Annotated in this window: 12 protein-coding genes and 2 riboswitches; of the genes, 5 read left to right on the top strand and 7 right to left on the bottom strand. The window is 69.2% G+C overall.

Features of this window, described 5'->3' with window-relative positions; translation table 11 throughout:
• Together B8W67_RS19065 and B8W67_RS19060 are read right to left on the bottom strand one after the other, a co-directional pair.
• The coding region (locus tag B8W67_RS19065) for an FHA domain-containing protein (RefSeq protein ID WP_133056155.1) at window positions 1-415 on the bottom strand (415 nt) is incomplete at its 3' end.
• Window positions 416-467: 52 nt separating this feature from the next.
• Window positions 468-1,682, bottom strand: a complete 1,215-nt coding sequence (locus tag B8W67_RS19060) for an NADH:flavin oxidoreductase (RefSeq protein ID WP_085305689.1) — start codon at window positions 1,680-1,682, stop codon at window positions 468-470.
• Window positions 1,683-1,764: 82 nt separating this feature from the next.
• Between B8W67_RS19060 and B8W67_RS19055 the strand changes: the two genes are divergently transcribed.
• Window positions 1,765-2,613, top strand: a complete 849-nt coding sequence (locus tag B8W67_RS19055; protein WP_069391126.1) for a bifunctional methylenetetrahydrofolate dehydrogenase/methenyltetrahydrofolate cyclohydrolase — start codon at window positions 1,765-1,767, stop codon at window positions 2,611-2,613.
• Window positions 2,610-2,918, top strand: coding sequence for a DUF3017 domain-containing protein (locus tag B8W67_RS19050; protein ID WP_069391127.1), 309 nt, complete (start codon window positions 2,610-2,612; stop codon window positions 2,916-2,918). The genes B8W67_RS19055 and B8W67_RS19050 overlap by 4 nt, the downstream gene beginning before the upstream one ends.
• Here B8W67_RS19050 and B8W67_RS19045 read toward each other — a convergent pair.
• From B8W67_RS19045 to B8W67_RS19030, 4 genes are read right to left on the bottom strand one after another with little or no spacing between them, the layout of a single operon-like run.
• Window positions 2,915-3,295 carry a DUF732 domain-containing protein gene (locus tag B8W67_RS19045; RefSeq protein WP_084228535.1) on the bottom strand — a complete coding sequence of 127 codons (381 nt, stop codon included), beginning with the start codon at window positions 3,293-3,295 and terminating at the stop codon, window positions 2,915-2,917. The genes B8W67_RS19050 and B8W67_RS19045 overlap by 4 nt on opposite strands.
• A 46-nt stretch (window positions 3,296-3,341) precedes the next feature.
• A complete protein-coding gene (locus tag B8W67_RS19040) occupies window positions 3,342-4,121 on the bottom strand; it encodes a class I SAM-dependent methyltransferase (protein WP_069391129.1) in 780 nt (259 codons plus the stop codon).
• Entirely contained in the window at window positions 4,118-5,257 is a 1,140-nt protein-coding gene (gene metX / locus B8W67_RS19035; protein WP_085305687.1) for a homoserine O-acetyltransferase MetX, read from the bottom strand. The genes B8W67_RS19040 and metX overlap by 4 nt, the downstream gene beginning before the upstream one ends.
• 11 nt (window positions 5,258-5,268) lie before the next feature.
• The gene (locus B8W67_RS19030; RefSeq protein ID WP_069391131.1) at window positions 5,269-6,606 is read right to left on the bottom strand and encodes a bifunctional o-acetylhomoserine/o-acetylserine sulfhydrylase; all 1,338 of its coding nucleotides are present in this window, start codon (window positions 6,604-6,606) and stop codon (window positions 5,269-5,271) included.
• Between the two features lie 191 nt (window positions 6,607-6,797).
• Window positions 6,798-6,917, bottom strand: a riboswitch (SAM riboswitch).
• 227 nt (window positions 6,918-7,144) lie between these two features.
• Here B8W67_RS19030 and B8W67_RS19025 point away from each other — a divergent pair.
• Together B8W67_RS19025 and B8W67_RS19020 are read left to right on the top strand one after the other, a co-directional pair.
• Window positions 7,145-9,379 carry an NADP-dependent isocitrate dehydrogenase gene (locus B8W67_RS19025; protein ID WP_069391132.1) on the top strand — a complete coding sequence of 745 codons (2,235 nt, stop codon included), beginning with the start codon at window positions 7,145-7,147 and terminating at the stop codon, window positions 9,377-9,379.
• Between the two features lie 13 nt (window positions 9,380-9,392).
• Window positions 9,393-10,625 (top strand): NADP-dependent isocitrate dehydrogenase, encoded by a 1,233-nt coding sequence (locus tag B8W67_RS19020; protein WP_085305685.1) that lies wholly within the window; start codon window positions 9,393-9,395, stop codon window positions 10,623-10,625.
• A 13-nt stretch (window positions 10,626-10,638) separates the two neighbouring features.
• Here the strand turns inward: B8W67_RS19020 and B8W67_RS19015 are convergent, their stop codons facing one another.
• Window positions 10,639-11,472 (bottom strand): epoxide hydrolase EphH, encoded by an 834-nt coding sequence (locus B8W67_RS19015; protein WP_275329797.1) that lies wholly within the window; start codon window positions 11,470-11,472, stop codon window positions 10,639-10,641.
• Window positions 11,473-11,605: 133 nt separating this feature from the next.
• Window positions 11,606-11,727: riboswitch (cobalamin riboswitch) on the top strand.
• Window positions 11,728-11,864: 137 nt separating this feature from the next.
• Here B8W67_RS19015 and B8W67_RS19010 point away from each other — a divergent pair.
• A partial coding sequence (locus B8W67_RS19010) for a PPE family protein (RefSeq protein ID WP_085305683.1) occupies window positions 11,865-13,054 on the top strand: 1,190 nt, incomplete at its 3' end.

The following is a 13,054-nucleotide window of genomic DNA, read 5'->3' as shown; positions in this document are numbered from 1 at the left end:
CCACCCCGGCCCCCGGGCCCGGGTGCCCACCGCCGGCCCCGCCCCGCCGTCCCACCGGGCCACCCCCCACGGCCCGCCGTTGCGTGTGGCGCCCGGCCGCCCCCTGGTGGCGACCGACCTCGAAACGCAACTGCGGACCGTCGGGATTGCCCAGGTGCACCGTCTGGCCGTCGCCGAGGGTCGCCACCGGAACCCGGTGCCCGTTGACGAAGATGCCGTTGAGGGAGTCGTTGTCGATCGCCAGCCAGCGGCCCTGGTCGAAGCGCAGCAGCACGTGGGTGCGCGAGACCAACGGGTGCGCTATGCGGACGTCGGCACGCAGGTCACGGCCCACGACCACGTCGTGGCCGGCGGAGAAGGTCCGCTGAGTCCCGTCGTACCGGACGGTAAGAGCCGGCGGGGCTGGCTGGTTCATCCGACCAACTGTAATGGGTGCCTTGGCAGGCACGGTGCATCAGTGGGCGAGGTCAATTGGGTGCGCCGGTCACCACGCAGTAGGTGCGGGTGTAGATGCTGGGCATGCACAGGTTGCAGTGGGTGCACTTCGACGGCACCGCGGCGCCGTTGTCGCCCTCGGCGGCGATCCTGTTGATCAGGTCCGGCTCGGCCAGCAGGGCGCGGCCCATCGCGACGAACTCGAAGCCCTCCGCCATCGCCGTGTCCATCGTCGCGCGCCCGGTCACCCCGCCGAGCAGGATCAGCGGCAGCGACAACTCGGCGCGGAACCGCTTGGCGTCACGCAACAGATAGGCGTCGTGGTAGGGGTAGCTGCGCAGGAACTTCGATCCGGTCATCCGCATGCCCCAGCTCATCGGCGGTTTGAACACCGCGGCGAACTCCCGCACCGGCGCGTCGCCGCGGAACAGATACATCGGGTTGACCAGCGAACTGCCGGCGGTCAGCTCGATCGCGTCCAGCCCGCCGTCGTCCTGCAGCCAGCGGGCGGTTGTCAGCGCCTCCTCGACGCTGATCCCGCCGCGCACCCCGTCGCTCATGTTGAGCTTGGCGGTCACCGCGATCTTGTTGTCCCCGTGGTCGGCGACCGCCCGGCGCACCGCTTGGACCACCCCGCGCGCCACCTTGGCGCGGTTGGCCAGCGAACCGCCGAACTCATCGCGACGACGGTTGACCAGCGGCGACAGAAACGAGCTGGCCAGATAGTTGTGGCCGAGGTGGATCTCGACGGCGTCGAACCCGGAGTCGATGGCCAGGCGGGCGGCGTTGGCGTGGGCGGCGACGACCTCGTCGATGTCTTCGCGGGTGGCGTGTTTGGCGAACCGCATCGCGATCGGGTTGAAGAACCGGATCGGGGCCAGCGCCTTGGCCTTGTTGGACCGGGCGTCGGCCACCGGGCCGGCATGCCCGATCTGCGCGCTGATCGCCGCCCCCTCGGCGTGCACGGCCTCGGTGAGCCGCTGCAGCCCGGGCACGGCCTCCGGGCGCATCCAGATCTGGCGTCCCTCGGTGCGTCCGCCCGGGGCGACCGCGCAGTAGGCGACGGTGGTCATCCCCACCCCGCCGGCGGCGTGCACCCGGTGGAACTCGATGAGATCGTCGGTGACCAGCGCGTCAGGTGTGCGGCCCTCGAACGTCGCCGCCTTGATCGTGCGGTTGCGCAGCGTGATCGGGCCCAGCGGGGCGGGGCTGAAAACGTCCGGCGGTGCCTGGGGGTGGGCTGGCATGGGGCTGTCCCTTCGATCGTCGCGGTCCGTGGCACGCCGGTGGGCTGCGGTCGGAACGGACCGTCGATGTCAGAATATCGGAATGGCGGCAATCACCTTAGACGGCAGGGCCACGCGCGACGAGATCTTCGTGGACCTCAAGCGGCGGGTCGCCGCGCTGACCGAGGCGGGCCGCACCCCCGGGTTGGGCACCATCCTGGTCGGCGACGACCCCGGATCGCAGGCCTACGTGCGCGGCAAACACAACGACTGCGCCAAGGTCGGCATCACCTCACTGCGCCGGGACCTGCCCGCCGACGTCAGCACCGCGCAACTCAACGACACCATCGACGAACTCAACGCCAACCCGGAGTGCACCGGCTACATCGTGCAGCTGCCGCTGCCGCGGGCACTGGATGAGAACGCCGCACTCGGGCGGGTGGATCCCGCCAAGGACGCCGACGGCCTGCACCCGACGAACCTCGGGCACCTGGTGCTGGGCACCCCGGCGCCGCTGCCGTGCACCCCGCGCGGGATCGTGCATCTGCTGCGCCGCTACGACATCGAGATCGCCGGTGCCCACGTGGTGATCATCGGTCGCGGAGTCACCGTCGGGCGCCCGCTGGGGCTGCTGTTGACCCGCCGGTCGGAGAACGCCACCGTCACGTTGTGTCACACCGGCACCCGTGATCTGGCGGCGCTGACCCGGCAGGCCGACATCGTGGTCGCCGGGGTCGGGGTGGCGCATTTGCTCACCGCCGACATGGTGCGTCCGGGCGCGGCGGTGATCGACGTCGGCGTCAGCCGCACCGACGACGGACTGGTCGGCGACGTGCATCCCGACGTCTGGGAGGTCGCCGGGCATGTCTCACCCAATCCGGGTGGGGTGGGCCCGCTGACCCGGGCGTTTCTGCTCACCAATGTCGTCGAGATGGCCGAGGTGGCGCGATGAGCGCTGCCCTGGCCCGCATCGGTGACGCGACGCGCGCGGTGGTCACCGCCCAGTGGCCGATCCTGTTCGTCGGCCTGGTGTTCGTGGCCGCATTCGTCCTCGCCGGGGCCGGGTTCTGGCGGCGCGGCGCGCTGCTGATCGGGATCGGGGTGGGCGTGGCCGCGGTGTTGCGGCTGGTCCTCTCCGACAGCCGGGCCGGGCTGCTGGTGGTGCGTGGCCGCAGCACCGACGTCGCCACCACCGCGCTGGTGGCCGCGGCGATGGTCCGCACCGCGGCGACCATCGACCCGCTGGGAACCAGTTAAGCCGTCGGCGTCTGCAGCCCGGGGATGTCGCGCAGCACCGGCAGGTCCGGAACCTGGCCGTCGGCCAGCGATCCCATGGTCTGCGGGCAGTAGGTGGAGATGGCGATGCTGGTGAACAGCCCCGCCAGGGCGGCCTGAATGCCGTCGCGCCCGGCGATCTTGGCCGCGGTCGACGCCGCGTCGGCGCCGGGTTCCTGCAGGGCCGGGCAGACCGAGCGGCCCAGGTCGGCCGTCGCGGCCGGATCGTCGTAGGACACCCCGATCCGGTCGAGGGTCTGCAGGAAGGTGTCGTCGACCGGTTCGGCCTGGGCGGGGGCGGCGGCCAGCACCGTCGATGTCAGCAGGGCGGCGGCGAAGGCCGGGGTGCGAAGGCGCATCATTCACACCTTTGCCGACGCGGGTCACGGTCGGGCAACGACGCGGTCACGCTTCGGTCCGGTTCCCGGGTGTCGGCTGGCGGTCGGCGTCGACGAGGGTGGCCCGCATCCCGACGGTGATGTAGGGCAGCGCCAGGCCGGTGGCGCCGGCCAGCGTGGGGTGGGTGGCCAGCAACTGGCGCACCCGGTCGAGGGTTTTGGCGCGCGCCGCGCTGGGGGAGGTGATGCAGTAGCTGCGCGAGGCCACCAGGTCCAGCAGCGCCTGCGGGGTCAGGTAGTTGGTCCATTCCACCCGGTGGGTCTCGATCGGCCCGAACGGCGCCGACAGCGCGACACCGGCGTCGAGCAGGGCGCAGGCATCCTCGTGCCCGATGATCTCGTCGAGGGCCCGCACCCATCCCATCCGCTCGTCGCGGGTGTTCCACACCAGCCCCAGCTGGCCGCCCGGGCGTAACACCCGGGCGATCTCGGGCACCGCGCGGTCGGCATCGAACCAGTGCCAGGCCTGGGCCACCAGCACGACGTCGACGCTGGCGTCGGGCAGCGGGATCTCCTCGGCGGTCCCCAGCAACGCCGGGGTGTTCGGCAGCGCGGAGCTGAGCACCTCGAGCATCCCGGCGATCGGGTCGACCGCGGTCACCGCCAGATCGCGCTCCACCAGCCGGGTGGTCAGCTTGCCCGTGCCCGCGCCCAGGTCCAACACGGTGCGCGCACCCTCGGGCAGCAGCCAATCGATGACCTCCGGTGGGTAGGAGGGGCGGCCCCGTTCGTAGGCCGCCGCCTGCGACCCGAACGAGCGGGAGCGCTCGGTGCGGCCGTCGGTCACCGCGACCGCGTGTCCCGGCCCGCGGCCAACGCCAGGGTGCGGCGGATCAGCGCGGCGACCGCGTCGGTCTCCAGCAGAAAACTGTCATGGCCGTAGTCGGCGTCGATCACGCTCAACCCGTCGCAGCCGGGCAGCAGATCGGCCAGCTCCTGCTGCAGGCGCAGCGGGTAGAGCCGGTCGGAGGTGATGCCGCCGACCACCGCGGGCACCGGGCAGCCGCGCAGCGCGGCGGCGACCCCGCCGCGACCACGGCCGACGTCGTGACCCGAGAGTGCGTCGGTCAGAGCGACATAGCTGCCCGCGTCGAACCGGGAGACCAGCTTGCCGCCCTGGTACTCCAGGTAGCTCTGCACGGCGTAGCGTCCGCCGGCGGCCGGGTCCTCGCCGTCCTGGGCGGTGTTGGCGAACCGGCGATCCAGCTCCGCCTCGCCGCGGTAGGTCAGGTGTGCGATCCGGCGGGCCACATCGAGGCCGGCGTCGGGGGAGCGGCCGGTGCCGTGATAGTCGCCGCCCTGCCAGTTCGGGTCGGCCGTGATCGCCGCGATCTGGGTGCTCTGGGTGCCGATCTGGTCGGCGGTGGCCCGCGCGCCCACCGCCAGCAGCAGACCGGCCGAGACCGTCTCGGGGTGCCCGACGATCCACTCCAGCGCCCGCGCGCCGCCCATGGACCCGCCGATCACCGCGGCCACTTCGGTGATGCCGAGGGCGGCCAGGGCGGCGAGATCGGCGGCGACCTGGTCGCGGATCGTGGTCGCCGGGAACCGCGAACCCCACGGCTTGCCATCGCCGGCCGGTGACCCCGGCCCGGTGGAACCGCGGCACCCGCCCAGCGCGTTGGTCGCCACCACACACCAGCGGTCGGTGTCGATCGGTGCGCCCGGCCCGACCACCGGGTCCCACCAGCCGGCGGTGGGGTGATCCGGGCCCGCCGGACCGGTCACGTGCGAGTCGCCGGTCAGCGCGTGCAGCACCATCACGACGTTGTCGCGGTTCGCCGAAAGCTCACCCCAGCGCTGCACCGCGATGCTGACATCGTCGAGCACCGTGCCGCTCTCCAAGGTCAGCGCCCCGATGTCGACCACGCCGATCTCACCCTGCGGCGGCAGGGTCTGGGTGCGCACGTCGGAGATCGTCACCGGAGGTCTCCTCAACGGGCCGCCGCGGAGTCGGCGACCGCGGCGGCGGCGTTGAAGCCGCGTTCCAGGTCGGCCAGGATGTCGTCGATGCCCTCGATGCCGACCGCCAGGCGGACCAGTCCGGGGCTGACGCCGCTGGCCAGCCGCGCCTCCGGGGTGAGCTGGGAGTGGGTGGTCGAGGCCGGGTGGATCACCAGCGAACGCACGTCACCGATGTTGGCGACGTGGCTGTGCAGCCGCAGCGCGTTGACGAACGCCTCACCGGCGGCCACCCCGCCGGCCAGCTCGAACGACAGCACCGCACCGGTGCCCCGCGGCGCCAGCTTCTTGCCCAGCTTGTGCCAGGGCGAGCTGGGCAGCCCGGCGTAGTTGACGCCGAGAACGTCGTCACGGTCGGCGAGGAACTCCGCGACCCTCTGCGCGTTGGCGACGTGGCGTTCCACCCGCAGGCTCAACGTCTCCAGGCCCTGGGCGATCAGGAACGCGTTGAACGGCGACGGCGCCGAACCGTAGTCACGCAGCAGCTGCACCCGGGCCTTGAGGGCGAACGCCGGGGCGCCCAGGTCGGCGTAGACCACCCCGTTGTAGCTCGGGTCGGGGGTGGTGAACCCGGGGTGGCGGCCCTGGGTCCAGTCGAAGGTGCCGCCGTCGACGAGAACCCCGGCGATCGCGGTGCCGTGCCCGCCGAGGTACTTCGTCGCCGAGTGGACCACGATGTCGGCCCCGTGGGCGATCGGCTGGAGCAGATACGGCGTGGCGATGGTGTTGTCGACGATCAGCGGCACCCCGTTGCTGTGCGCGACGTCGGCGACGCCGGGGACGTCGAGCACGTCGATCTTCGGGTTGGAGATCGTCTCGGCGAACAGCGCCTTGGTGTTGGGCCGGATCGCCTGGCGCCAGGACTCCACGTCGTCGGGATCGTCGACGAAGGTGAACTCGATGCCCACCTTCTTCAACGTGTAGTGGAACAAGTTGTGGGTGCCGCCGTAGAGCCGCGGGCTGGACACGATGTGGTCGCCGGCGCCGGCGAGGTTCAAGATCGCGAACGAGCTGGCCGCCTGCCCGGCCGACAGCAGCAGCGCCGCCACACCGCCCTCGAGCGCGGCGATCCGCTTCTCCACGACATCGCTGGTCGGGTTCATGATCCGGGTGTAGATGTTGCCCGGCACCTCCAGGCCGAACAGCGCGGCGGCGTGATCGGTGTCGTCGAAGATGTAGGAGGTGGTCTGGTAGATCGGCAGCGCCCGCGCGTTGGTGGTCGGGTCGGGGACCTGCCCGGCGTGGACCTGTTTGGTCTCAAACGACCAGTGCGCGGTGGGGTCCGGATCGTTGGTGGTCTCGGAACTCATTCGCCTCGGGTGCTTTCTGTCGGGTTTGACACGGTGGTGTGTGGTCGCTAGGCCGGAAAAAGCCGGGGGACCGCCGATCGGCGGTTTCCGGGGCAGTCCGGGGTCAGTGGCTACAACAACACATCGCGAACCCGTACCGTTGGGCACACATCAGGCTCCCCTGTCTGCTCTGGGGGCCCGTCACAAAAGCGGACCCGCGCTTGCCGTGTAGCCGGCGGCGGCTACTCAACCTGGTCATCACCCGGGGCACCCCACCGCGGTTGGAGGGTTGCCGGCCAGCAAGCCGGGGCTTCGCGCTGACACTCAGAACCAGTCAGCAGCCTATCGCACGACGTTGACCGGCCGCCACCTGACGTCGCCGGGCTCTGGTGCCAGGCAAAACGGCCCGCGACCACCGCGGCGTCACCCGGGGCGAGCGGGTGCGGCAAGCGACCCCTTCGCCGCTCCCGCCGACCGGGCACGCGATACGGTGATAGCAACCGTGGCAACCACGGTGCCGCTCGACATCTGACCGCATAGTGACGCCGGGAGATAGACCATGTGCGCCGACCAGCCGACCATCATCTACACCCTCACCGACGAGGCGCCCATGCTGGCGACCCACGGGTTCCTCCCGGTGGTGCGGGCGTTCTCCGAACCGGCCGGCATCTCGGTGGAGACCAGCGACATCTCGGTCGCGGCGCGCATCCTGTCGGAGTTCCCCGACTACCTCACCGAGGAGCAGCGGGTTCCCGACAACCTCGGCGAGCTGGGCCGGCTGACCCACGAGCCGGAGACCAACATCATCAAGCTGCCCAACATCAGCGCGTCGGTGCCGCAACTGTTGGCCGCGATCAAGGAGTTGCAGGCCAAGGGGTTCAAGGTCCCGGACTATCCCGAGAGCCCCAAAACCGATCAGGAGACGGCGCTGCAGAAGCGGTACGCCAAATGCCTCGGCAGCGCGGTCAACCCCGTGCTGCGGCAGGGCAACTCCGACCGGCGCGCCCCCAAGGCGGTCAAGGAGTACGCGCGCAAACACCCGCACAGCATGGGCGAATGGTCGATGGCGTCGCGCACCCACGTCGCACACATGCGTCACGGCGATTTCTACGACAGCGAGAAGTCGATGACGCTGGATCGCGACCGCGACGTCAAGATGGAACTGCTGACCCGCAGCGGCAACACGGTGGTGCTCAAGCCGAAGGTATCGCTGCTCGACGGCGATGTCATCGACTCGATGTTCATGAGCGTCAAGGCGTTGCGTGAGTTCTACGAGGAACAGATGGAGGACGCGCGCAAGACCGGCGTGATGTTCTCGCTGCACGTCAAGGCGACCATGATGAAGGTGTCGCACCCGATCGTGTTCGGCCACGCGATCAAGGTCTTCTACAAGGACGCGTTCGCCAAGCATCACGAACTCTTCGACGAGCTCGGGGTCAACGTCAACAACGGTATGGCCGACCTCTACGACAAGATCGAGACGTTGCCGCAGTCGCAGCGCGACGAGATCATCGAGGACCTCCACGCCTGCCACGAGCACCGGCCCGAGTTGGCGATGGTGGATTCGGCCCAGGGCATCACCAACTTCCACTCGCCGTCCGACGTCATCGTCGACGCCTCGATGCCGGCGATGATCCGCGCCGGCGGCAAGATGTACGGCGCCGACGGGCGGCAGAAGGACACCAAGGCGGTCAACCCCGAGTCGACGTTCGCCCGGATCTACCAGGAGATCATCAACTTCTGTAAGACCAACGGCGCCTTCGACCCGGCGACGATGGGAACCGTTCCCAACGTCGGGTTGATGGCCCAGCAGGCCGAGGAGTACGGCTCGCACGACAAGACCTTCGAGGTCCCCGAGGACGGCGTGGCCAACATCGTCGACCTGGCCACCGGGGAAGTGTTGTTGACCCAGGACGTCGAGGCCGGCGACATCTGGCGGATGTGCATCGTGCACGACGCACCGATCCGTGACTGGGTGAAGTTGGCGGTCACCCGCGCCCGCCTGTCGGGGATGCCGGTGCTGTTCTGGCTCGACCCCTACCGTCCCCACGAGAACGAGTTGATCACCAAGGTCAAGACGTACTTGAAGGAGCACGACACCGAGGGCCTCGACATCCAGATCATGTCCCAGGTGCGCTCCATGCGCTACACACTGGAGCGGTTGATCCGCGGGCTCGACACCATCGCGGCGACCGGAAACATCCTGCGCGACTACCTCACTGACCTCTTCCCGATCCTGGAGCTGGGGACCAGTGCCAAGATGCTGTCGATCGTGCCCCTGATGGCCGGCGGCGGACTCTATGAGACCGGCGCCGGTGGCTCGGCACCCAAACACGTCAAGCAGCTGGTCGAGGAGAACCACCTGCGGTGGGACTCCCTCGGGGAGTTCCTGGCGCTGGGAGCCAGCCTCGATGACATGGGCATCAAAACCGACAACGAGCACGCCAAGATCCTTGGCAAAACTCTGGATTCGGCGATCGGCAAGCTGCTGGAGAACGACAAGAGTCCGTCCCGCAAGACCGGTGAATTGGACAACCGGGGAAGCCAGTACTACCTGGCCCTGTATTGGGCGCAGGAGCTGGCCGCTCAGACCGAGGACCCGCAGATGCAGAAACACTTTGCCGCGCTTGCCGATTCGCTGGGCAAAAACGAGGAAGCGATCATCGCTGAGCTCAACGAGGTGCAGGGCAATCCGGTGGACATCGGCGGCTACTACCTGCCCGACGACGAATTGACCACCGCGGTGATGCGGCCCAGCAAGACGTTCAACAGCGTGATCACCCCGACGGACTGAGCGGGGTCGGTCGATGTCCACCCCGGCCAAGATCCCGGTGCGCGGCACCGTCGTCGAGCTCGACGGTGACGAGATGACCCGTGTGCTGTGGCGGTGGATCAAAGACATGCTGATCCTGCCGCACCTCGACATCGACCTGGACTACTACGACCTGGGCATCGAGAACCGCGACGCCACCGACGATCAGGTGACCGTCGACGCCGCCCACGCCATCCAACGGCACGGTGTCGGCGTCAAGTGCGCGACGATCACCCCCGATGAGGCGAGGGTGAAAGAGTTCGGCCTCAAACACATGTGGCGTTCACCCAACGGGACGATTCGGAATATTTTGGGTGGCACCATCTTCCGTGCGCCGATCGTGATCGGTAACGTTCCGCGGCTGGTTCCGGGCTGGCGCAAGCCGATCGTGATCGCCCGTCACGCGTTCGGCGACCAGTACCGCGCGACGGACGTCAAGATCGACCGGCCCGGCACGGTGACGCTGACGTTCACCCCCGACGACGGATCCGAGCCGATCGTGCACGAGGTGGTGCGCATGCCCGACGACGGTGGGGTCGTCATGGGCATGTACAACTTCCGGGATTCGATCCGGAACTTCGCCCGCGCGGTGTTCCGGTACGCCCTCGACGTCGACTATCCGGTTTATCTGTCGACGAAGAACACCATTCTGAAAGCCTACGACGGCATGTTCAAAGACGAATTCGCCACCATCTTCGCCGAGGAGTTCAAAACCGACTTCGACGCCGCGGGGCTCACCTACGAGCACCGGTTGATCGATGACATGGTCGCCCAGGCCCTCAAGTGGGAGGGCGGCTACGTGTGGGCGACCAAGAACTACGACGGCGATGTGCAGTCCGACATCGTCGCGCAGGGTTACGGCTCACTGGGATTGATGACATCGGTGCTGATGACCGCCGACGGCAAGACGGTGGAGTCCGAAGCCGCGCACGGCACCGTGACGCGGCATTTCCGCCAGTACCAGGAGGGCAAACCGACCTCCACCAACCCGATCGCCTCGATCTTCGCGTGGACGCGCGGGCTGGAGCATCGCGGCAAGCTCGACGGCGCCGCGGCGGTGACCGGGTTCGCCACCACCCTGGAGAAGGCGGTCGTCGACACCGTCGAGGGCGGGCAGATGACCAAGGATCTGGCGTTGCTGATCGGCGACGATCAGCCGTGGCAGACCAGCGAGGAGTTCCTGTCCGCGGTGGCCGAGCGCCTCGCGCGGGCGCTGGCCGCGCGCTGAGCCCGCCGGGTTCTCAGCTGGCGGGGTTCTCCGCCTGCTTCGGTGGCACATGCTGGTCGAGGAACCCGGTGATCGTCTCGGCGACCGTCCCCGGGGCCTCCAGCATCGGGATGTGGCCCATCCCCTCCAGGGTGCTCACCTGCAGCCCCGGGACGCCGGTGGTGAACAGTTTGGTGAACCGGGGGGAGGGCACCACCCGGTCCTTGGTGCAGTTCACCAGATGCGCCGGCACGTTCGTGGCGGCCAGGTGGGGCAGCCCGGGCTCGATCAGCGTCCGCAGCAGCAGCCGGTAGTAGGCGGGGCAGTGCGCCAGATCGTCGATGGCGTTGAGCAGGTGCTCCTCGGTGAGCCGGTCGGCCGATCCGGCCAGCGGCAGCGCCGCGATCTGGCGGCTCCACGGCAGCCGCAGAATCCGCGGACCCACCGCCAACACGGCCAGCCACAGCGGCATCCCGGCGAGGAACTTGGCGATCACCTCGAACTTGCACGGTGTCCAGCGGGTCCAGCCGCCGGCCGGGGCGATCCCGGTCACCGTGCGCGCCCGGCCGCGCCCGGCCAGTTCGTAGGCGAGCCACCCGCCCAGCGAGTTGCCGACGATGTGGGCGGTGCCCCAGCCCAGCTCGTCCATCTGCCGCTCGATCTGATCGGCCAGAATCGGGGCGCTGAGCAGCCACGAATCCCCCCGGGGGCCGCCGTTGTGGCCGGTGAGGGTGGGGGCGAACACCTCGTAGCGGCCGGTGTCGGCCAGCATCGGGGCGACGTCGTCCCACACCGACTGGGAGAGCATGAACGGGTGCAGCAGCAGGACGGGCTCACCGGAGCCCAGGTGGATCGGTGCGCGTGTCATCACCGTGACGACATTAGGGCATACCGGCGGTACCGCAAAGATCGCCGGCGCGATGGCTGCTGTGAGCGTTTCCATCCACTACCGTCGCGGCCCGGTGGCATGCGACAATGCTGCGCGTAAGGCGACGGCGGTCCAGGAAGCCGGTGTGAATCCGGCGCGGTCCCGCCACTGTCATCGGGGAGCGATCCTCATCGGCCACGGCCCCAGTGTGGGCTGGAAGGCGAGGGGAGCGATGATCCGAGAGCCAGGATACTGACGTCGTCGCGTCCTGCGGCCCGGGGCGGTGTACCCCGAGAGAGCTGACCAACGACCATGGTGTGCGCAGCATGCGTGAACGGCCCGGCCCATCGGCGGAGCGAGGCGAAAGGTCGCGGTAGCGGCGGGGTCCGGCGATGACCGCCCCGGCCTGGTTCGCCGTACCCCCGGAGGTCCATTCCACCGCCCTGTCGGCCGGGCCCGGCCCGGGTCCGCTACTGGCCTCGTCGGCCGCCTGGTCGGCGTTGAGCGTGGAATACACCGAGATCGCCCAGGAGCTGACCGCGGTGCTCGCCGCCGTGGAATCCGGGGTGTGGCAGGGGCCCAGTGCACTGTCCTACTCCGCAGCCCACGGCCCGTATCTGGCGTGGCTGGCCCAGCAGAGCGCGGACAGTGCGGCCATGGCCGTCGAACAGCAGGCCGCGGCCGTCGCCTACAGCACCGCCTTGGCGGCGATGCCGACGATGGGGGAGTTGGCGGCCAACCACGCCACGCACGCGGTACTGGTGGGCACCAACTTCTTCGGGATCAACACCATCCCGATTGCGGTGAACGAGGCCGACTACGTCCGCATGTGGATCCAGGCGGCCACCGTGATGGCCACCTACGAGACCGTCGCGGGCGCGGCGGTGGCGTCCTCACCGCCGCCGCAACCGGCCCCGATGGTGATGAAGGCCGACACCACCGCCACCGACGCCGCCTCCGAACCGGCCCCGGCCGCCGCCAGCGAGCCACCGGACTGGTTCACCGGGCTGCAGGACTTCCTCTACAACCTGATCGGCTCCCAGCCGGGGATGCCGGAACAAAACGTGCCGCTCTACGACGCCATCATGGGGTTCTTCGACCAGATCGGGTTGGGCAACGTCACCGACCCGTTCGCCGATTTCTTCCAGAGCCTGATGGGTCCGCTGCAATTGTTGGGGCTGCCGCTCCACGGCGAATGGCTCTGGGCGACCGGCAATCCGTTCAGCTACCTCAACCCCGGGTTCTTCGCCTACATCCTGTCGGTGCCGTTGGATCCGGGCTCCTACATCGCCTTCACCGCCAAGGTGATCGTCGACGATCTGCTGCTGATGCTCTACACGGCGGTGACCAACCCGGTGGCGCTGCTGTATGTCGCGCCGCTGGCGACGATCGAGATGATCGGTTCGGTGTTCGGCAACACCGTCCAGGCGCTGAACTACCTCATCACCCAGACCGCACTGCTGCCCGCGTTGGTGCCGATGCTGGCCGCCCCGGCGCTGCTGGCCCCGCCGGCGGTGCTCGGCGGGCTCGGGTTGGGTGCGCTGGCCAAACTCGCCCCGGCGGTCGTGCCCCCGTCCCCGCC

Source organism: Mycolicibacillus koreensis (assembly GCF_002104795.1).
Lineage (GTDB): Bacteria > Actinomycetota > Actinomycetes > Mycobacteriales > Mycobacteriaceae > Mycobacterium > Mycobacterium koreense.
Note: the sequence above shows the minus strand (reverse complement) of the source record. Positions and strands in the feature narration are given on the sequence as shown.

Coding starts and splice junctions, on each gene's coding strand:
- B8W67_RS19055 (WP_069391126.1), top strand. CDS start 1,765: ATGGCGGCAATCACCTTAGACGGCAGGGCCACGCGCGACGAGATCTTC.
- B8W67_RS19045 (WP_084228535.1), bottom strand. CDS start 3,295: ATGCGCCTTCGCACCCCGGCCTTCGCCGCCGCCCTGCTGACATCGACG.
- B8W67_RS19020 (WP_085305685.1), top strand. CDS start 9,393: ATGTCCACCCCGGCCAAGATCCCGGTGCGCGGCACCGTCGTCGAGCTC.
- B8W67_RS19050 (WP_069391127.1), top strand. CDS start 2,610: ATGAGCGCTGCCCTGGCCCGCATCGGTGACGCGACGCGCGCGGTGGTC.
- B8W67_RS19060 (WP_085305689.1), bottom strand. CDS start 1,682: ATGCCAGCCCACCCCCAGGCACCGCCGGACGTTTTCAGCCCCGCCCCG.
- B8W67_RS19015 (WP_275329797.1), bottom strand. CDS start 11,472: ATGACACGCGCACCGATCCACCTGGGCTCCGGTGAGCCCGTCCTGCTG.
- B8W67_RS19030 (WP_069391131.1), bottom strand. CDS start 6,606: ATGAGTTCCGAGACCACCAACGATCCGGACCCCACCGCGCACTGGTCG.
- B8W67_RS19025 (WP_069391132.1), top strand. CDS start 7,145: ATGTGCGCCGACCAGCCGACCATCATCTACACCCTCACCGACGAGGCG.